Raw genomic sequence first — 19078 nt, forward strand, 5'->3', positions numbered from 1 at the left:
TTAATGACCCTTTTGCATTACAATATTTTTATAATGATGGACGAAGTTGCGCAAAAGATCTTTTCCCGAAGTAGTCAAAATAGATTCGGGGTGAAACTGAACTCCTTCAATTGGTAATTCCTTATGACGAATCGCCATAATTTCCCCGTCTTTTGTCCATGCAGAAATCTCAAAACAATCTGGAAGAGTCTCTCTTTTGACAATCAATGAGTGGTATCTTGTCGCTGGAAAAGGATTCGGTAAACCTTGAAAAATCGTCTTTCCATCATGATACATATCGGATGTTTTCCCGTGCATGAGTCTTTCTGCTCGAATAACCTCTCCATTAAATGCTTGGGCAATTGCTTGCTGACCTAGACACACACCAAATATCGGGATTTTTCCTGCGAATGCTTTAATTGCATCCAAGCTTATTCCCGCTTCATTTGGACTACATGGCCCTGGAGAAACCATTAAGAATTCAGGCTGTAGTTCTGAAATCTCGGCAATTGACGTTTGATTATTTCGCTTGACCACTAATTCTTCTCCAAGTGCACCTAAATATTGCACTAAGTTAAAGGTAAAGGAATCATAATTATCTATCATAAAAATCATTGTTGTTTACTCCTCTGCCATTTCTTTTGCCTTCCATAATGCAGCAGCCTTTTTCATCGATTCTTTGTATTCTTGCATTGGATTAGAATCAATAACAATCCCGGCACCAGCTTGAACATGAGCCATCCCATCTTTAATGAGCATGGTTCGGATGATAATGTTTAATTCTAGATCACCACTAAAATCAATCCAACCGAGTGAACCCGTATAAATTCCCCGTTGGACAGGCTCAAGTTCTTCTATAATTTCCATTGTTCGAACTTTAGGCGCACCTGTTATGGTCCCACCAGGGAATACTGCATCAATAATATCAATGCTAGATTTGTCTTCCGCCAAATCCCCTCTTACATTGGAGACGATGTGCATCACATGTGAGTATTTTTCAATGACCATAAATTCATTGACCTCAACGGTTCCGTACTTACATACCCTTCCAAGGTCATTCCGTTCTAAATCCACTAGCATTACATGTTCTGCTCGTTCCTTTTCGTTTTCAATTAATTCATTGGCCAGTTTGATATCTTCTTCGTGGTTCTTACCTCTTGAACGAGTGCCGGCGATGGGTCGGGTGCTTACTTCTTGTCCATTTTTTTTAACAAGCAGTTCTGGTGATCCACTTACAAGCTGAAATTCTGGTGTATGAAGATAGGCCATATATGGAGATGGATTTAAGGATCTTAATTGTTCATACACTTTAAGTGCCTCAACTTCAATCGGTTTTGATTGGCGGACTGCTAGGTTCACCTGGAACACATCGCCTTGTGAAATATATTGTTGGACTTTTGTTACTGCCTGTTTAAATTCATCTTCTGTCATCGAAACCTCTAATTGATCCATGTCAATCTTATCTGCTTTATGAGGTGGATTAGATGATGATTCATGAAGCCAGCGTTGTTCCCAAAATGCTAACCGTTTATCAATATCCTGATCGTTTTCAGCCACTATCAACAGCCATAATAGGTCTTGTTCATGGTCGTAAATAAACCATTCCTTTACTATGAAAAAGTAAATTTCCGGCATTTCTAAATCATCACTTGCTATCTCAGGCAGTTTTTCTATGTTACGAGCATGATCATAGCTGATGTAACCAATCGCACCGCCGAGGAAACTCGGTAGACCTTCTATTTTATCAACATGATACTGGCTCATCCATTCCTTCAATAAGAGAAGCGGATTTCCTTCCAACCTCTCGGAACCCTTATCATTGTGAATTTCAAGTATACGGTTCTTACCTTTGATAATCGTTTCAGGCTGGAACGCAGCAATACTGTAACGCCCGCCACGCCCACTTTCCAATAGCACATTATGGGTGCTATTCTCAGCAAGTACACGAAACTGACTGGAAAATCTTGAATAAGAATAAGGAATTTTTTTACTGTACAAATGAAGTTGATGCAAAGATTCCACCCCTAATTGTTTTTCTTTATATATCATACTTGAAATGGGTGTCAGGCACCACTGAAGAATTGTTAACTGACACCCATGGAGAGAGAACTTTTATTCAGTTATTAATGAAGGATTTTTTGAACTTTCTGTGGAATTTGGTAATAAATTAGTTGATTTATCTGGAGGCTTGCTTATGAAAAAGAATTCAATAATGGTGGTTGAAGACGAAGAAAAGATTGCAAGGTTATTGGAACTGGAACTAGAATACGAAGGTTATACTGTCACCAAAGTAATGGACGGAATGGAAGCTTTCCAGGTCTATAAGAATGTAAACTGGGATTTGATTTTGCTTGATGTTATGCTGCCCGGTATAAGTGGAATTGAACTGCTCCGCCGTATTCGTCTTCATGACAAGAATACACCGGTTCTTTTACTAACTGCCAAGGGCTCGGTAGAGGATAAAGTATCAGGTCTTGATTATGGAGCAAATGATTATATCACTAAGCCTTTTCAAATCGAAGAGGTTTTAGCTCGAATCCGCGCAGCTTTAAGGACAAAGGCAGTGGAACAAACGCAGGAAGACAGCAATTCTTTAACACTCGCAGACTTAAAAATCAATCAAAAAACAAGAGAAGTATTTAGAGGAGAAGAACAAATTGAATTAACTCCTAGAGAGTTCGATTTGCTTGTTTATTTAATGACCAATAAGCGGCATGTGCTGAACAGAGATCAAATTTTAGAAGCTGTCTGGGGTTATGATTTTATTGGCGACACTAATGTGGTAGATGTCTATATACGCTACGTCAGAAGAAAAATGGAACAGCCGAATAAACCTGCATTAATTCATACCGTACGTGGCGTCGGTTATGTCTTGAAGAAAGCAAAATGAAGCTGAGTAATAAAATAAACTTGTATACAACTGTCTTATTTGCCACTCTTTTAATCTTAATGAATATTTCTGTTTATTTTACCTTCAGCAAATTAATTCTAGATAGCGAGCTAAATACTTCCGCAAAGGAAATGGAAAAAACCACAAATGATATCGGTAAATCACTAGGTTCCGTTTCTGAAGCTGAACTTTTACGCTCTTACGCACCCATCAATGGAATGATTCAGTTTGTCACTTCCGATGACAGCCCATTATCTACAGTCACAAGCCCTACAGAGCAAAATTTAATTGAAAGAAAAACACAGTTTAATCAAGGAGAAGTTAGTACTTTCATTGTTTTTCAAAAAAGGACTTATACCTTTGAATCAATGCCAATTATTTTACTAGATGGGAATGTTGCTAATCTTCAAGTCACAAAAAGTATTAAAACAGCAACTGATAATTTAAATATCCTTCGTCTTGTCTTAATTTTGGTAACATTTCTTGCGTTAATTCCTGTGGTTGTTTCTAGCCGAATTCTGAGTAAGTTGATTACCAATCCAGTTACATCAATGATTAAAACAATGAAAGAAATTAGACAAAGCGGCCGCTTTAAACGACTAACTTTTGAGGGAAAATCTAAGGATGAACTTTTTCAAATGGGCGAGACCTTTAACCATATGATTCATTTGCTGGAAACAAATTACGAAAAACAAAAACAGTTTGTTTCAAACGCATCCCATGAATTTAAAACACCTTTAACAATTATTGAAAGTTATGCAAGTCTTTTAAAACGGAGAGGTTTAACAGAACCAGAGCTTTTTTCCGAATCAATTGAAGCTATTCATTCAGAGGCAATCCGCATGAAAGAAATGACCGAGCAGCTGTTACTCTTGGCAAAGCATCATGAGCAGTGGAATATTCAGATAGCAGTGCTTAATCTTGCCGAATTTTTGCAGGAAACAGTTAATGCTTTTCGAAGTGGATATCAAAGAGAAATTTATTTTCATACGAAAAATAGTCCCCAGATATCTGTTGTTACAGATGAAAAAAAACTAAAGCAGCTGCTGTATATCTTTCTTGATAATGCAAGGAAATACAGTGATGAAGTTATTACAGTCACTACTGGAATATTGCACGATGAGGCTTTTATCAAAGTAGCTGACAAAGGAATTGGCATCGATAATGATGAGCTGACAAAGGTCTTTGATCGGTTTTATAGGGTTGATAAAGCTAGAAATAGAAAAAAAGGCGGTTCAGGGCTTGGCTTATCATTGGCAAAGGAAATTGCAGATGCCATTGGTATCAGGATTCATCTTGAAAGTGAAGAAGGGGTTGGAACCACGGCAACTCTTTTTTTTAAAACTGATAAAATTTAATCCATTTCTCAGTAATTTCTAATCTTTATATTAGAAAATAAATGTACTTATACGTGGTGAGGTGAAAAAATGAAGAAAAAAACATGGATCTGGATTTTGATAAGCTTTCTACTATTTATTTACCTACTTTTTTTTAGTTGGCAAAAATTTGGAACTAACAACGTCTCCGCTGAAATTTTATCAAAGCAGGAAGCAAAAAATCTTGTCCAAGATCGCTATCAGGGAACTGTTACACAAATAAAACTAGCTGACGGGCAATTTCATATAGAATTAGAAAAAGAAGAAAATCTTTATAGTATTAAACTCGATGCTATCAGTGGTAAAGTCTTATCGTTTATCAAAAAAGGAACCAACTCTCCTCCTGCTAATCAACCTCCTGCTACACTTCTTTCTGAGGATGAAATTAAAAAAATCATCTTAGCTGTTGCAAATGGAACCATTACATCATTTGAAAAAATAGAAAGCGATAGCGGGACGATTTATAAGGCGGTTGTAAAAGAAGGAAATAAACAAACTACACTAACAGTACATGCCGTTACAGGTAAAATCCTTTCTTCGACCACTTCAACGATCAATGAATCCCCTAAAAGACTTACTGAGGCAGAGGCGCGGGAAATTGCTAAAAAGCAAGTGAATGGGACTGTTGATCATATTTGGCTTGAGACGAAAGGCGAACAAACCTACTACCTGGTAGAAATAAAAACCAAGGATGACAGAGAAGCAATCGTGCAAATTCATGCAATAATAGGCAATGTTATGTCTGTTACATGGGACGATGATAACAAAGATAATGATAATAATGATGACTCGAAAAATCGTAGCAAGGATGATAAAAAAGAAGACGATGACTAATTAATCAAACAGAGCAGTATATTTTCACTTACAATTATTCTCATTAATTTCTAATGTTTCTCCTCTATTTGCTCTAATCTTCACTGGATATTCTAGAAGTATAGAAACAAATACAAAGGAGGAATTATTAATGAAAAACAAACTTATTGTTGGTGCATTATCAGGGTTGCTTATTTTGGGTGGAGCAGTGGCTGTGGGAGCTTCAAAAAAGGATACTCGAGTGGATGACTCGATTCATCAGGATGACAAAAAGATAGGATCAAAGGTGAATGAGAAAAAGGTAGAAATTGAAACAGAACATGGTCAAACAGTGATAAAAGTAAAAGCTGATGATAATAGCAGTAGTGACATTACAACTGCCGATGACGGCGCTCATCAAAACAGACATAGCGGTGATGACGATAACAAGGCCGATGACGACAATAGCTGAGCTGAAAACAGAAAGAAGCCCATCCAATGGTTGGATAGGGCTTCTTTTTTAATAGTAATAGGATTAGTTAGTAAATGATTTAAGAAATTTTCTTTAGCTCTTCTGTTAACCTTAGGAATAATTCTTTATCCCCATGTTGTAATGTTTGGTCGATTTCCTTGCGGATTTTCTCCCTCTTAAACTCTAGCAGGGCATTGTTTAGAAACATCTCAGCAACTACAGCATCTGTATTCTCATCCGAATGTTGTGGTGAATTAAGTAATTTCTTTTCCATGGAAATCAACTCCTTACGTTTTTTCTAATTATACAAGGAGTTTTCTAAAAATTCAAACACTTTATTTCAAAAATCTAAAAAAAATTTTTACCAAATGATCAAAAACACAAAAAGCTGGTGTCAGGCACCGCAAAAAGACACTTTCCTCATTTGTCCACGACGGATGGATATACACCAAAAATATCCATTTTTATTAAGTATTATCAGATTTGTATAGGTTTTTTGTGCTAACTTTTTGAAAATTTTCGAACTATGTTTGGGCTGTTTTGCTATCTGCAGATTTTTTTGTGTATGTATCGATTTTTGGGGAACATTATACTCATCTATTTTATTGACGGAGCAGGTGAGGGATTTAGATGGAACAAACAGTCTTATCAGGTTATCGACCAGTTAATAACATTAATGTATATTATGAATTTTATCCAAATCATACATCGGAAAAAACGTTTGTATTATTACATGGGTTCCTTTCTTCAACCTTCACATTTCGCCATTTGATCTCATTATTGAAGAAAGACTACCAGGTACTATCCGTTGATCTTCCCCCATTCGGGAAAAGTGCGAAATGTAACCGTTATGTCTATTCCTACAAGAATTTAGCCCAAACTGTCATAAAACTTACGGAGTCTTTGGGGTTAAAAAAAATGACCTTTATTGGTCATTCCATGGGTGGGCAAATTGTATTAAATATACTTCATATGATGCCAGAGCTAGCAGACACAGCCATTCTACTCTGCAGTTCAGCTTATCTTAAACGCTCTAAATTGCCCTTAATCTTGACTAGCTACCTCCCCTATTTCCATCTCTTCGTAAAATATTGGTTTGCACGGACTGGTGTAAAAAAGAATCTTCAAGACGCACTATTTAACCATGCCATTATCAACGAAGAAATGATAAATGGGTACTTACAGCCTTTTTTAGAAGATGAGATTTTCGTCGCGCTTACAAGAATGATTCGTGACCGTGAGGGGGACTTGCCCGTTGAGATCCTAAACCAAATCAAAACACCTTGTTTATTACTTTGGGGGGATCATGATAAATCGATGCCGCTTAATGTAGGAGAAAAGCTAAATCAAGACCTAACCAACTCTGAGTTGATTGTGTTAAAAGATACTGGCCATGCCCTTCCAGAAGAGCGCCCTTTGGAAGTATTTGAATATATTAAAGGCTTTATTGATAATTACAAAACGGCAGCTGAAGCGTAGCTGCCGTTTTTACTGTAGAATATGAAGCCGAAATTTACTTACCTTTGTAACCTCAATTTGTTTGGTTTCTGGTATGGACAAGAAACATGTATAAAAGGACCGCTCCCCCACCAGCAGAAGAGATGACAATTCCCATTGGTATCGCTGTATGTTCTCCTCCTAATCCCACAAGGGGAGCAACAATTCCTCCAAAGGAAAGCGACATGACTCCTAGAAGAGCAGATGCACTGCCTGCTGACTTACCTTGTTTTTGCATAGCAAGGGAAAATCCTGCCGTATTAACAACCCCGACACTGGTTACCACAAAGAATAGTGGCAGTAAGACAAATAGTAAGTCAGCATGTAAAATCAAAAGAAGCAGTAGTATAATTCCACCCAAAAAAGACATCCCGATTCCAAAAACGAACAGCTTTGACTCGTGTATTCGACCAGCCAATCTTCCTGTCGTTTGACTAGCAATCATGATTCCAATTCCATTTATAGCAAAGATCAGACTAAACATTTGCGCAGAGGCGCCATATATATTCTGCACCACAAAAGGTGAGCCTGAAATATAAGCAAACATAGCAGCAAAAACAAGTCCTTGTACTAATGCATATCCCATGAAACTTCGATCCAGAATGAGGTTTTTAAAGGTAATAAATGTATTTTTCAACCCTCCTGCAGCCCTTTTTTCTTCAGGATGTGTTTCTGGAAGCCAGAAAAATACAACAAAGGACATCAGCAATCCGATTATACTTAAGACGATAAATATACCTTGCCAAGGTACAATTTTTAAGAACTGTGCACCCACCACAGGTGCTAGAATCGGAGCGAGGCCATTAACCAATGCAAGCAACGCAAAGAATTTGGTTAATTCTGAACCTGAATATAAATCCCGAACAACCGCCCGTGAAATAACAATTCCAGCGGAACCTGCGAGCCCTTGAATTAATCGTAAAATAATAAATGTCCAAATCGAGGGACTAAACACACATAATAGTGAAACAACAAAATAAGTGATCAATCCAATAAGCAACGGCTTACGACGCCCATAAACATCACTGAGTGGACCAGAAAACAGCTGACCAAAAGCTAATCCCAGCAAGAAAAAGGTTAAACTAAATTGAACCAGTGACGGATTTGAGTGAAAATCTTTTGCTAACTCAGGTAGAGCAGGTAAATACATATCAATCGACAAGGGACCGAATGCTGCTAACGTACCGAGGATAACAGCCATCCATAACCGTTGGGAGCGGGGCATTACCTTGCTGCCATCTATCTCATCTTTTATTGATTCTCCCATCATAAAATCAATCCCTTTCTGTAATAAACTTCCTTTACTTACTTTCTATTATAGTAAACTACACTTTTCAAAAAAATAAAACTTATTTGCAACCTTAATAGAGGATTGTCACCTGATTATAATTCAAGAAAAATTTAATCATTTATTTAGGATTTACATTTCCCCAAGTTTCTGACCTACTTAGATAATGCGAAAAAAAAGAGTGTTTTAACGGTGCCTGACACCGTAAAAACACTCTTTATTTGAACCAGCCTTTTTCTTTAGATTGAGTAATTGCTTCGATTCTATTTTTAACTTCAAGTTTGTCGAGGATGATGGAGATGTAATTTCTGACAGTTCCTGTTTTGATGCTAAGTTCTTCCGCGATTTCTTTCGTGTTTTTTCCGTCAGCTACAAGCTCTAGCACCTCTTTTTCCCGGTCAGTTAACGGGTTTTCTTCTCCATATACATCGTCCATTAATTCTGGTGCATAAATTCGTTTTCCTGACATCACACTTCGGATGGAGTTAGCCAACTCTTCACTAGGACTATCCTTCAACAAATAGCCGCTCACACCTGCTTTTAATGCCCGTTGGAAGTAACCGGTCCGGGCAAAGGTGGTTAAAATGATAACTTTACAGCCAAGACCCTTCAACTCTTCAGCCGCCTCCAGTCCGCTCTTGCCAGGCATTTCAATATCCATAATACAGACATCAGGTTGAAACTTTTTCACCAGCGCAACGGCCTCTTCTCCGTTCGAGGCCTTTCCAACAACTTCCATGTCATCTTCTAAATTTAGTAATGAACCAAAGGCTCCTAAAAGCATTTGCTGGTCTTCAGCAATAACGATTTTAATCATTTTTTATCCTCCTTATCCAAGCCAGGTTTGACATCATTTGGTACACTTATGATTAATGTTGTTCCCTCTTTTGTCAAAATGTCTAGACTGCCATTAATAAATTCCAGCCGTTCTTTCATGCCTATCAGCCCATGACCTTCTGCTAACTTTTCCTTCTCTCCCTTAAAGATACCATCATCCTGAACTCTTATTACCAATTCCTTCATAGTTTGTTCCATCGATATGGAACATGACTTAGCTTCACTATGTTTAACGACATTATTTACGGCCTCTTTCAAACACATGCTTAAGATATTCTCGGTTAACAGCGAGACATTTGATGGTGTAAAATCCCCTACACGCACAAAATTTATTTGGGCAGCGTTTAGGATTTGTTCAACACGGAGGATTTCGTCCTTTAAGCGGATCCCACGCATCGAAGAAACCATTTTTCTAACTTCACTTAATGCCGTCCGAGCTGTTTGCTGAACATCCTTCAATTCATTCCGAGCCTGATCAGGATCTTTCGAGATTAACTTTCGTGCCAAATCTGACTTCAATCCAATGAGTGAAAGCTTTTGACCGAGTGTATCATGAAGGTCCCGGGCAATCCGCTGCCGCTCTTCTATTTTGACTAGTTCCGAAATCCGTTTGTTCGCATCCACTAGCTTTTCTTCAAGCTGCCCTCTCTCCTTCCGGTTATGGATGCTAAACGGGAGAAGGATAACACTAATCCAGATAATGATTACAAAGGGCAATTGCTGTAGAAATAATTTTTCATGCATAACGATACTGAAGTTAATTGATACCGACGTACTAAACAAATGAATAAAATACAAGGTCAAAAAGGCTATCCTATCTTTAATATTGCCGATAAAGTAAGCAAGAAAAAAAGCAAAATAAACATAATTGAAAAGGCTGTTCGCAGTGATCGAAATACCGATCAAGATCAACGTCCATAGATAAACAGGCCAGCCTTTTGAAATAAACGCAATTCGGTAAAAGATAAAGAATAGCAGCGTGAGTAAAATACCTACAACAATTTCAATTGTGGAAGGTGATTGAAAAATAAAGTAAAACGGCAATATACCAAGAATCGTCCAAATATACGGTGCAATACCATTATTTTTTTGAAATGTCATATACTTTTTTATCATGAGCGAAACCTCATTTTCACTTAAAATCCTCTTATCCATCTATCATAACTCAAAGCAGCCTAGTTTTTCTCCCTTACAGCATTCATTTTAGCTAAAAACTTTACTCCTTTAAACCTGACAACATTTTTCATTTTAGTTACCATCTGCATTCCTTCCTCTTGTTTTCTCACTTTAAAGGATAAAAAGACTACGTGTACCTTTATATGTGTTTTACACCCATATGTAATATTTTCCCACAAGCAATTATATAATAAAATAATCAGAAGTATTTATGTATACACCGTTCAAATATTGGGAACATAAGTTGTATAAAACAACTAGGAGGAATGTAGGTTGAGTAAAATATTCAATAGTTACTCCGAGATTCCTTATTTGCGTCTTGGCGCCGGTGAGCCGTTAGTCTTTATTCACGGTCTTGGTGAGGTGAAGGAGGGTTGGTCACATCAGTTTGAATTCGCTAACCAGTTCGACTTAATTATCCCTGATTTACGCGGACATGGAGAGTATATTTCACCTGGGGAGATATCGATAGAAAACTTTGCTCGTGATGTAATCAGTTTAGTGAAAGGGCTTGGATTTGAAAGCGCACACATTTGTGGATTGTCTATGGGTGGAGTGGTAGCGCAAGAAATATATCGTCAAGCACCTGAAATGTGCCGTTCCTTAATGCTTGTAAGCACTTTACATTATGCTCCAAGAGAACTAGGCAAACTTTTTATAAAATTCAGGAAATTACGTGCAGAAAATAAAGCTCTCGAGGCTATAACAGAAAGTTCAGCAAAGGTCTGCCTCTATTCTTGGTCAAAGGAAAATCTCGAAAACTTTTCAAAATTTTACAAGCCTAACAAAGAATTTTTCTTTAAAGCAATGGAGGCATGTCTAAAAGTAAATAATTTAACTTTACTCCCTAAGATAAAAGTTCCAACCTTAATTATTGGCGGGCAGTATGATTCCGTAACCCCTATATGGATTCAATGCATGATGCATAAACAAATTCGCCATTCAGAATTTGTTATTTTCAGGAATACTGGCCATATTGTAAAATTAGAGGCGAAAGATGAATTTAACGAAGTTCTACGGACATTTTTGAACAAACATAAAACGGCAAGTTAGAGAGGAAGGATTTTCCTTCCTCTTCTATATTGCCTACACTTATTATATATTTCCTTGTCCCAAACTTTATTACACAATCATTTTGAAAGCGGATTTGAGCGACTGGATGCCCATTGATCAACAATTCCCGCAAATAAGCCAGATAATGCAAGTCCAACATGGCCTGATTCAACGCAAAGATACGTTTTATCCTTACTAGATACTAAATCCATAATTGGCTTACTTTGTTCTTCGAGAACTAAATTGTCTCTAGAGCCAGAGATTACAAATAGATTGGCATCAATATTACGTAAATCTGCCTTTTTATTTCCAACTACAAATTCCCCTTTAACCAGCTTGTTATCTTTAATCAGGTCATTTCCTAATTGTTTACAAGCCTCACCGGTAAATGGAACCTGATCAAGAGTCCACTTATTCATTCGACGCCACTTATCCACATACCGCTGATCGTGGGCTCGATTTAAAAGCATCGTATAGTTAGTAAAATAAATTGGTGATCCAACCGCTCTAAACATCATTTCAACATATTTTGGTGGAACAACCCCATAAACATCAAGGAAATGATCGATGTTAAAATCTCCCTCTTTGAGGCCCTCAGCCCATTTATCTGGCCCGATAAATGTAGAGAAATCAATTGGTACGGTTGCAACAATTAAATTTTTTATTGGTTCTTCCGCAATCGATGCATAGATTGCGGCAATCGTCCCGCCTAAACAGTAGCCAAATAATGTAATTTCTTCTACTCCTGAATGGCGGACAGCCCGTTTCACCGCTGTTTTTAAATATTTCTCAATATAGGTGTCAAGACCGATTTTTTTATCTTCATAGCCTGGTGTACCCCAATCCAATAAATACACATCATAGCCCATGTCGGTTAGGTTCTTAATAACACTTGTCTTTGGGTCTATATCTAAAATGTAGGGTTTATTAAATAACGAATACACGAAAAACAACGGAATCTCATACTTCTTCTGTTTTGCAGAATAATACCATAAAACTGATTTATTTTTTTTCCATACTTCAGTTCTTGGAGTCTGACCTGTCTTAGGCTCAGGTTCACTCAAAATCTTATAGACATTAGCCCAACGTTCCATTTCTTTCTGATAATCCAATTCGGGAATGAACCCCTTTAATGGTGTTTCAGTTGACAATGTCATACCTCCGTTTCATTTTTATTTGGATGAGCCTGATCCAGTTAACTCTTGTTCCGTACTTCTGTCTTTAAGAATAAGACCCTTTAAAGTCTCAAATTCTTCTTTAAAATTTGTTAATTTCATGATTTCAAACTTCATTTCTTGAAGTTCGGCGTGTAATTTTTTTGTGTCTGTCTGCTCTTTTTTCGTTTTTACTAATTCCGTTTTAAGCTGCTTAGTCAGTTTAATAATTTCTTTGGAAATTTCTATAACACTCTCAATCTCTTTGCTTTGCGTCTTCATGGAATCTTGCAGTTCCCAAATTTGTTCCTCAAGTGCTTCAATTTTCTCTTCCGCTTGGATCGTTAAAGTCGCAACATTAGAGACATCATTTTTAGTAGGCAAATTTAGTACACCAGCAAGTGCTTCTTGATTCTTTTTTAATTCCTCCAGAAAACGGGAATTAATTTCAGTCCCAAATTTGGACGTTTTCACGAAATCTTTGTTATCAGTCAACAGATAGATAAAATCATTAATCTGTTTTTCCCACAATAAACTTAACTTATGAAGGGATTCATATGGATCGTAAGGTTTTTTACCTGACATTACTTACACTCCTATATTGTTATTATTTAGGTTGCTCGGTTACGTCCTTCATATAATTTTGAAATGGCAGCATCGCTGTTTTGACTTGTTTAGTCAACATGTTCACAAATACTTTTTGATTTTCAAATAAAACATTGCTAGTTTTCTTTACACTCTCAATATATTTTTCTCTGCCATTTTTTCGATAAGCAATATATTGTTCAACTGTTTCCACATATTTATCTAGTGCTTCCAATTGACCAGTTATTAACGCTTGAGTAGGTGTTAATAATAGATTTGCAGTTTTATTTTGAATGTCATCTACTACTTGGTTAATTTCTTCATAGGATTTCACTGGAAAAAAGTTCTGTAGTGAAGTTGTGGTCACAAGTAATTCTTCGCGTGCTGCTTTCTCCCACTTTTTAAGTTCCATGCCAAATTGAACAGCAATCGTGATTGCATTTTCCTGATTCTGTTTAAGCTTTTCCACATAGTTCTTTACAGTCTCTAAGAAAAGTTCATCCTGTTTGTTAAAGCGCTCTGCCCAGGCATCCAATTCATTAAAGCCAAGTTTCCATACAAGGTCTAGACTTGTTAAATCCTTTTCCCCATCTACCACAGTTTCTTGGTTTTCAACTTCTAGTACAGTTTCAGTTTTTTTCGTCATTGTTATTCTCCTCCAAATTTAAATGATTTGTAAAAAAAAATTGTTTTAATTCTAAAAGCTCTGATTCTAGGCTTTTTATCTTGCAGTCGTGGATATCCTTTACTTCCTTTTCTAAAACGGATAGTAGGGCTTCACATGACTTCCGAACCATTCTTAACTGGGCATTATTCTTCAACTGGCTTTGTTTAATCTCGTAGATCGCATCATCAAAAAAATCTAATTTTTCCTCATAATCTACGATTCTTACAGAAATAGCACTTATTTCATCCTTATTCGGAAGGTCTAAATGCTTTAACCACCTAGTTGTCAACCTTTTGTGAATTCTTATCTGTTTCACATGTACTTCCAATGCCCTCCCAAAAGCCAAAGTAAAGCTGCGTTTGTTGGTATGGGCATGGATTTGTTCATTCCATTTTTTTTCAAGCTTTTTATAAAAAGCATCCATTTCTTGATGGGTGTACTTCATTTATACCCCTCTTAACTGCCTGTCAGTATCTACCTTTTACTGTACACTGGCAGTCGTGCCCCCGTCAACGACAAGTACATGACCATAAACATAGTTAGAAGCATCCGAAGCTAAGAAAAGTGCAGGTCCTTTCATATCATCATCAGAACCAAAACGGCCTGCTGGTGTTCTCTCAAGTATTTTTTCACCTGAATAGTCCAAGATGGTTTTAGCCATTTTAGTCGGGAAAAATCCAGGGGCAATTGCATTCACATGAACATTAAATGGTGCTAATTTAACGGCTAAATCTTTCGTTAATGTAATGACTGCGCCTTTGCTTGCAGCATAACCAATCGCATCCATTACTAATGGATCTTGACCGCCCATGCCAGCAATTGATGCAATGTTGATAATCTTACCAGCCTTTTGCTCCACCATTATTTTTCCAACGGCTTGAGAAAATAGGAACACCGCCTTAAGGTTAATATCCATTACCTTATCCCATTTATCGGCAGGCATCTCTAATGCAGGTGTTCCCCAGCTGCTACCACTGTTATTAACCAAAATATCAATCCGTCCAAATTCCTTCATGGTTTCGTCGACGACAGATTGGATTTCGTTTGGATTGGATACATCACATTTTAATGCAAGCGTGCGAACCCCCTTTTCTTTGAGGGCTTCACTAAATTGCTGACAGGCTTCAAGATTACGCGAACAAATCACCACATTTGCTCCTGCTTCCGCATATGCGACCGCGATTTGCTGTCCTAAGCCTCTTCCGCCGCCAGTGATAATAGCCGTTTTCCCTTTTAAACTGAAAAGTTCTTGATTATTCATCGATTTTCTCCCTCTCTATTAAGCTTTAACCCCTGATCTCTCCTGGTCTCTTAATACTCTTCTAAGGAGTTTTCCGACAGATGATTTTGGAAGCTCCTCAAGTATTTCTACTAGTTTTGGTGCCTTATAAGGGGCAAGGTTTTCCTTACCAAATTGTTTGATATCCTCAGCGGAAATAGTATATCCTTCTTTCAATTTGACAAATGCCTTTACGGTTTCACCGCGGTATAAGTCTGGGACACCAATGACAAGCACCTCTTCGATAGCTTCTAGATGATGAAGCACTTCCTCGATTTCACTAGGATAAACATTGTATCCGCTTGCAACAATCATATCCTTCTTCCGGTCTACAATATAAAAATAGCCGTCTTCATCCATTTTTGCGATATCACCTGTAAACAGCCAGCCATCCTTTAATACTTTGGCTGTTTCTTCTGGGCGGTTCCAATAGCCTTTCATCACCTGCGGACCTTGGATAATTAATTCACCTTCTTCTCCAACTGGTGCCTCGACATATCCGTCATCCGTTTCAAGAACTATTCTTGCGACCGTACTTTGGACAGGAATTCCAACACTTCCATATTTTCTCGGGACGAATGGTGGACTAAAAATGGCGGTTGGAGCTGACTCGGAAAGACCATAGCCATTATAAAGCATTGCACCTGTTTTCTTCTCGAAGGCTTTTACAGTTTCAACGGGCAGCGGTGCTCCACCGCAGCTTATGTAGTATAAATCATTAAATCCGCTTTCTTCTAAACCTGATTGACTGTTTAATGCAGTAAACATGGTTGGAACAGCTGACATTTGAAATGGTTTTTCAAGCTTTACGGTTTCCATGATTTCTTTAGAATCAAAGCGAGGTAAAACGATTTGATTTGCCCCTTCCCTAATACCGCATAGCGCAATGCTAGAGAGTCCATAAACATGGAACATTGGCAGAACCGTAATCATCTTCAAATCATCCGGTAAATTTTTACATGGTCGATAGCTAAAATCACAAACTTGGGTGACATTGGCTAAAATATTATAATGGGTAAGCATAACACCTTTAGAAACACCAGTCGTTCCTCCTGTGTATTGTAAAAGTGCTACGTCCTCATAATGATTAATCTCAACCTCTGGAATATTTACTTTCTTATGCAGGAATTCATCAAAATAATGATCGCCTTCAGCAAGGTCTATTCTATCTTCACCGAAACTGACAACGATTACCTTTTTTAAAGATGTAGTTGATTGAATCGCTTTAATCTTTGGATAAAATGCATCTAGTACGACTATGTATTCTGAGCCAGAATCATTTAATACATGTTCAATTTCTCTTTCTACATACATTGGATTAACTTGAACAGCGATTCCACCAAGACAAAAAGTACCAAAAAGCGTGAATATGTAATGCGGGCAATTAGGAAGCATAATAGATAAACGATCGCCTTTAGCAAATCCAGCTCGATGTAAGGCAGAAGCAAATTGATCTGTAATCACTTCTGTATCGTTGAAGGACCAAACCTTACCATAAAAGGTGAATGCAGGCTTTTCGTTATAAAGGTTTACTGAACCTTGTAAAAAATCGTAAAGTGATTTGTGTTCAATATTTACATGCTCGTCAAGACTGGGGTCATAAATTTTTAACCACGGTTTTTGCTGATAAACCATTAGATACGTTGCCTCCTTAGGATGATTTAAAGTCAAATATTAAATATTCCGTATAAATAAGGCTGCAAATTCTTCGAAGCTTTCGTCATTATCGTTAATTAAAATATTAATATAGTTACGATTATTGTAGTTAAATGAAAATTTGTAAACCTCGCACTCTCGACAAAATTCATCAAAAATCCACGTTTCCTCGAAAGAACAAAAACGAGCCTCTAGAATACTAAGCATTAGTATTCTAGCTGTTTTGCAAACACTAAAAATATAGCAAAAATTGTCGGAATATTTTTTTATTCCATCACTGTCCAAATGGTGAAATATGTAAAACCAAAACATAAAACCTACTACCCTCAAGACGTCCAAATGAACCTCAAAAATAAAAAGTAGTATTCTCCTATAATAATTCCACTTATATTTAGAATTTTCCTAGTGTGGTGTCAGGCACCAAATAAATACACCTGTCCACCAAGGGAGGACAGGTTAAAATAGTACATTTGTATTATTCTGAATTTTATAAAATTGTCACTTTACAAATAGTGGCAACCCCATTTATGATAAAAAGCAATAGGAGGGGTTAAATTTGAGTGAAGTGTCTATTAGTTGCTCTAAAATTCCTTACTTACGTTTTGGTGAAGGTGAACCTTTGGTCTTTATTCATGGTCTTGGGGAGGTAAAGGAGGGCTGGAACAATCAGTTTGAATTTGCGGATCAGTATGACTTGATTATTCCTGATTTACGTGGACATGGTGAGTACATTACTAATGAAAAAATATCTATCCCACACTTTGCTCGTGATATTGTCAACTTATTGAAGGAACTTCATATTGAAAGCGCTCATATCTGTGGCTTATCAATGGGAGGTATGGTTGCGCAAGAAATTTATCGTCAAGCACCTCAAATGTGTCGATCCTTAATGCTAGTGAGTACATTTCATTTTGTTCCAAAATCTCTGGCAAGGCTCATAGTAAACTATCGGAGAGTTCGTTCACTTTCAATGAATCCTAGTCTTCCAAAAGACATAGCTGCACGTATTTCACTTAATTCATGGCAAGGAAAAATTTATGAAGACTTTCAAAAATTTTACAAACCAAACCATGAGGTCTTTCTTAAATCAGTTAAAGCCTGTCTAGAAGTCAACAATTTAAATTTACTTCCTAAAATTAAAGTCCCTACGTTAATCATGGGGTCGCAATATGATTCAGTAATTCCTGTATGGATGCAACTTTTAATGCATAAAAAAATCCGACACTCTGAATTTGTCATTATAAGGAATACTGGTCATATTGCAAAGTTAGAGCAAAAGGATTCCTTTAACAGGATTCTTCGCAACTTTTTGAAAAAACACTCAAAAGTAAGTTAAGGGGAGGATGATTCCTCCCCTCCTCTATGTTCTTTACTATTGCACATTATCATATAATTTACCGTTATCTATGAAAAGGAGGAGTTTTTTAGAATGCCAATAACCAACGGGAATGGAATTAATCTTTATTATGAGATTCATGGTGAGGGTGAACCCTTACTATTAATTATGGGGTTGTCACTAAATTCAAAATCTTGGTTTAGAACTCTACCTGCTTTAAGCGAGCATTTTAAGGTAATTATTTTTGATAATCGCGGTACAGGTCACAGCGACAAACCAGATACTCCCTACTCCATCGAGAAAATGGCAGAAGATGCAAGGTGTGTCTTGGATGCTGCCGGTGTTGACTCAGCCCATGTATATGGCATATCCATGGGTGGGATGATTGCACAAAGATTAGCACTTATGTATCCCACACGGGTCCGTTCGCTTGTTCTAGGTTGTACAACCTCAGGCGGAGTAAATCATGTACAACCTAGTGCCGATGTCTCAATGTTAATGCTCTCAAGGGGCTCCTCTATTGCAACACCAGAAGAAATGGCATGGGCCTCGGCTCCAATCCTTTACAGTCAAGCATTTATCGAAAATCAGCGGGAATTAGTTGCAGAGGACATCCAAAAAAGAATAGAGATACCTGTTCTTCCCTATGCATATATACTTCAGCTCCAGGCCTGCTTAGCCCATGATACTTACAGCGAGATTGACCAAATCAAGGTTCCTACATTGGTGATCCATGGGGACGAAGATAAATTGGTCCCATACCAAAATGGGGTAACATTAGCAGAGAAAATTCCGAATGCTGAATTTTTGACTATACAAGGTGCAGGTCATATCTATGTAACCGAAGCCAATGACTTAGTGAATGAAAGAGTGCTAGAATTTTTAAAGAAACAATAGCTCTCTAGTTACCTAAAAAATGCCCGATCACATAGGTGACCGGGCATTTTCGTATAGTAAGATAAGCTTTTCTTACTCTCAATTAAGCTTTTACCTTCGCAATCTCTTCATCTCTAAGCACTCTTCTTAGCAATTTACCTACTG

Annotated in this window: 20 protein-coding genes; 8 read left to right on the plus strand and 12 right to left on the minus strand. The window is 37.4% G+C overall.

Annotation, left to right across the window (positions count from 1 at the left end):
• Together pabA and pabB are read right to left on the minus strand one after the other, a co-directional pair.
• A complete protein-coding gene (pabA, locus tag COE25_RS14770; protein WP_098933128.1) occupies positions 1-594 on the minus strand; it encodes an aminodeoxychorismate/anthranilate synthase component II in 594 nt (197 codons plus the stop codon).
• A gap of 6 nt (positions 595-600) precedes the next feature.
• On the minus strand, positions 601-1992 hold the full coding sequence (pabB, locus tag COE25_RS14775; protein WP_098933129.1) for an aminodeoxychorismate synthase, component I: 1392 nt from the start codon (positions 1990-1992) through the stop codon (positions 601-603).
• Positions 1993-2173: 181 nt separating this feature from the next.
• On the opposite strand from pabB, the gene COE25_RS14780 reads away from it, so the two are divergent.
• From COE25_RS14780 to COE25_RS14795, 4 genes are all read left to right on the plus strand, one after another.
• The gene (locus COE25_RS14780; protein ID WP_098933130.1) at positions 2174-2869 is read left to right on the plus strand and encodes a response regulator transcription factor; all 696 of its coding nucleotides are present in this window, start codon (positions 2174-2176) and stop codon (positions 2867-2869) included.
• Positions 2866-4227 carry a sensor histidine kinase gene (locus COE25_RS14785; protein WP_098933131.1) on the plus strand — a complete coding sequence of 454 codons (1362 nt, stop codon included), beginning with the start codon at positions 2866-2868 and terminating at the stop codon, positions 4225-4227. Before COE25_RS14780 ends, COE25_RS14785 begins: the two co-directional genes overlap by 4 nt.
• A 69-nt stretch (positions 4228-4296) precedes the next feature.
• Positions 4297-5079: a PepSY domain-containing protein gene (locus COE25_RS14790; protein ID WP_098933132.1), complete on the plus strand. Its 783-nt coding sequence runs from the start codon at positions 4297-4299 to the stop codon at positions 5077-5079.
• A gap of 130 nt (positions 5080-5209) precedes the next feature.
• Positions 5210-5509, plus strand: a complete 300-nt coding sequence (locus tag COE25_RS14795; RefSeq protein WP_098933133.1) for a hypothetical protein — start codon at positions 5210-5212, stop codon at positions 5507-5509.
• Between the two features lie 79 nt (positions 5510-5588).
• Here the strand turns inward: COE25_RS14795 and COE25_RS14800 are convergent, their stop codons facing one another.
• Complete coding sequence (locus tag COE25_RS14800) at positions 5589-5783, minus strand: IDEAL domain-containing protein (protein WP_098933134.1); 195 nt, start codon at positions 5781-5783, stop codon at positions 5589-5591.
• Positions 5784-6139: 356 nt separating this feature from the next.
• Here COE25_RS14800 and COE25_RS14805 point away from each other — a divergent pair, with 356 nt between their 5' ends.
• A complete protein-coding gene (locus COE25_RS14805; RefSeq protein WP_088086153.1) occupies positions 6140-6988 on the plus strand; it encodes an alpha/beta fold hydrolase in 849 nt (282 codons plus the stop codon).
• Positions 6989-7040: 52 nt separating this feature from the next.
• Here COE25_RS14805 and COE25_RS14810 read toward each other — a convergent pair whose 3' ends face one another.
• From COE25_RS14810 to COE25_RS14820, 3 genes are all read right to left on the minus strand, one after another.
• Positions 7041-8276 carry a multidrug effflux MFS transporter gene (locus COE25_RS14810; RefSeq protein WP_483861193.1) on the minus strand — a complete coding sequence of 412 codons (1236 nt, stop codon included), beginning with the start codon at positions 8274-8276 and terminating at the stop codon, positions 7041-7043.
• Between the two features lie 235 nt (positions 8277-8511).
• A complete protein-coding gene (locus COE25_RS14815; RefSeq protein ID WP_088086152.1) occupies positions 8512-9111 on the minus strand; it encodes a response regulator transcription factor in 600 nt (199 codons plus the stop codon).
• Positions 9108-10247 carry a sensor histidine kinase gene (locus tag COE25_RS14820; RefSeq protein ID WP_098933135.1) on the minus strand — a complete coding sequence of 380 codons (1140 nt, stop codon included), beginning with the start codon at positions 10245-10247 and terminating at the stop codon, positions 9108-9110. The genes COE25_RS14815 and COE25_RS14820 overlap by 4 nt, the downstream gene beginning before the upstream one ends.
• A gap of 333 nt (positions 10248-10580) precedes the next feature.
• On the opposite strand from COE25_RS14820, the gene COE25_RS14825 reads away from it, so the two are divergent.
• Positions 10581-11360 (plus strand): alpha/beta fold hydrolase, encoded by a 780-nt coding sequence (locus COE25_RS14825; RefSeq protein WP_098933136.1) that lies wholly within the window; start codon positions 10581-10583, stop codon positions 11358-11360.
• Between the two features lie 77 nt (positions 11361-11437).
• Here COE25_RS14825 and COE25_RS14830 read toward each other — a convergent pair whose 3' ends face one another.
• The 6 genes from COE25_RS14830 to COE25_RS14855 are packed head-to-tail and all read right to left on the minus strand — an operon-like array spanning position 11438 to position 16680.
• Entirely contained in the window at positions 11438-12511 is a 1074-nt protein-coding gene (locus COE25_RS14830; protein WP_098933137.1) for an alpha/beta fold hydrolase, read from the minus strand.
• Between the two features lie 21 nt (positions 12512-12532).
• Positions 12533-13099: a polyhydroxyalkanoate biosynthesis repressor PhaR gene (locus COE25_RS14835; protein ID WP_098933138.1), complete on the minus strand. Its 567-nt coding sequence runs from the start codon at positions 13097-13099 to the stop codon at positions 12533-12535.
• A 22-nt stretch (positions 13100-13121) separates the two neighbouring features.
• A complete protein-coding gene (locus COE25_RS14840; RefSeq protein ID WP_098933139.1) occupies positions 13122-13745 on the minus strand; it encodes a hypothetical protein in 624 nt (207 codons plus the stop codon).
• Positions 13729-14211 carry a hypothetical protein gene (locus tag COE25_RS14845; protein WP_088086147.1) on the minus strand — a complete coding sequence of 161 codons (483 nt, stop codon included), beginning with the start codon at positions 14209-14211 and terminating at the stop codon, positions 13729-13731. Before COE25_RS14845 ends, COE25_RS14840 begins: the two co-directional genes overlap by 17 nt.
• 36 nt (positions 14212-14247) lie before the next feature.
• Positions 14248-15027: an SDR family oxidoreductase gene (locus COE25_RS14850; RefSeq protein ID WP_098933140.1), complete on the minus strand. Its 780-nt coding sequence runs from the start codon at positions 15025-15027 to the stop codon at positions 14248-14250.
• 18 nt (positions 15028-15045) lie between these two features.
• The gene (locus COE25_RS14855) at positions 15046-16680 is read right to left on the minus strand and encodes a long-chain-fatty-acid--CoA ligase (protein WP_098933141.1); all 1635 of its coding nucleotides are present in this window, start codon (positions 16678-16680) and stop codon (positions 15046-15048) included.
• 586 nt (positions 16681-17266) lie between these two features.
• Here COE25_RS14855 and COE25_RS14865 point away from each other — a divergent pair.
• Together COE25_RS14865 and COE25_RS14870 are read left to right on the plus strand one after the other, a co-directional pair.
• Positions 17267-18037: an alpha/beta fold hydrolase gene (locus COE25_RS14865; protein WP_257208843.1), complete on the plus strand. Its 771-nt coding sequence runs from the start codon at positions 17267-17269 to the stop codon at positions 18035-18037.
• Between the two features lie 93 nt (positions 18038-18130).
• Complete coding sequence (locus tag COE25_RS14870; protein ID WP_098933144.1) at positions 18131-18934, plus strand: alpha/beta fold hydrolase; 804 nt, start codon at positions 18131-18133, stop codon at positions 18932-18934.
• Positions 18935-19078: the final 144 nt, after the last annotated feature.

This window comes from Bacillus sp. AFS031507, assembly GCF_002584635.1.
Lineage (GTDB): Bacteria > Bacillota > Bacilli > Bacillales > Cytobacillaceae > Neobacillus.

Coding starts and splice junctions, on each gene's coding strand:
- pabA (WP_098933128.1), bottom strand. CDS start 594: ATGATTTTTATGATAGATAATTATGATTCCTTTACCTTTAACTTAGTG.
- COE25_RS14780 (WP_098933130.1), top strand. CDS start 2,174: ATGAAAAAGAATTCAATAATGGTGGTTGAAGACGAAGAAAAGATTGCA.
- COE25_RS14785 (WP_098933131.1), top strand. CDS start 2,866: ATGAAGCTGAGTAATAAAATAAACTTGTATACAACTGTCTTATTTGCC.
- COE25_RS14790 (WP_098933132.1), top strand. CDS start 4,297: ATGAAGAAAAAAACATGGATCTGGATTTTGATAAGCTTTCTACTATTT.
- COE25_RS14795 (WP_098933133.1), top strand. CDS start 5,210: ATGAAAAACAAACTTATTGTTGGTGCATTATCAGGGTTGCTTATTTTG.
- COE25_RS14800 (WP_098933134.1), bottom strand. CDS start 5,783: ATGGAAAAGAAATTACTTAATTCACCACAACATTCGGATGAGAATACA.
- COE25_RS14805 (WP_088086153.1), top strand. CDS start 6,140: ATGGAACAAACAGTCTTATCAGGTTATCGACCAGTTAATAACATTAAT.
- COE25_RS14810 (WP_483861193.1), bottom strand. CDS start 8,276: ATGATGGGAGAATCAATAAAAGATGAGATAGATGGCAGCAAGGTAATG.
- COE25_RS14815 (WP_088086152.1), bottom strand. CDS start 9,111: ATGATTAAAATCGTTATTGCTGAAGACCAGCAAATGCTTTTAGGAGCC.
- COE25_RS14820 (WP_098933135.1), bottom strand. CDS start 10,247: ATGATAAAAAAGTATATGACATTTCAAAAAAATAATGGTATTGCACCG.
- COE25_RS14835 (WP_098933138.1), bottom strand. CDS start 13,099: ATGTCAGGTAAAAAACCTTACGATCCATATGAATCCCTTCATAAGTTA.
- COE25_RS14840 (WP_098933139.1), bottom strand. CDS start 13,745: ATGACGAAAAAAACTGAAACTGTACTAGAAGTTGAAAACCAAGAAACT.
- COE25_RS14845 (WP_088086147.1), bottom strand. CDS start 14,211: ATGAAGTACACCCATCAAGAAATGGATGCTTTTTATAAAAAGCTTGAA.
- COE25_RS14850 (WP_098933140.1), bottom strand. CDS start 15,027: ATGAATAATCAAGAACTTTTCAGTTTAAAAGGGAAAACGGCTATTATC.
- COE25_RS14855 (WP_098933141.1), bottom strand. CDS start 16,680: ATGGTTTATCAGCAAAAACCGTGGTTAAAAATTTATGACCCCAGTCTT.
- COE25_RS14870 (WP_098933144.1), top strand. CDS start 18,131: ATGCCAATAACCAACGGGAATGGAATTAATCTTTATTATGAGATTCAT.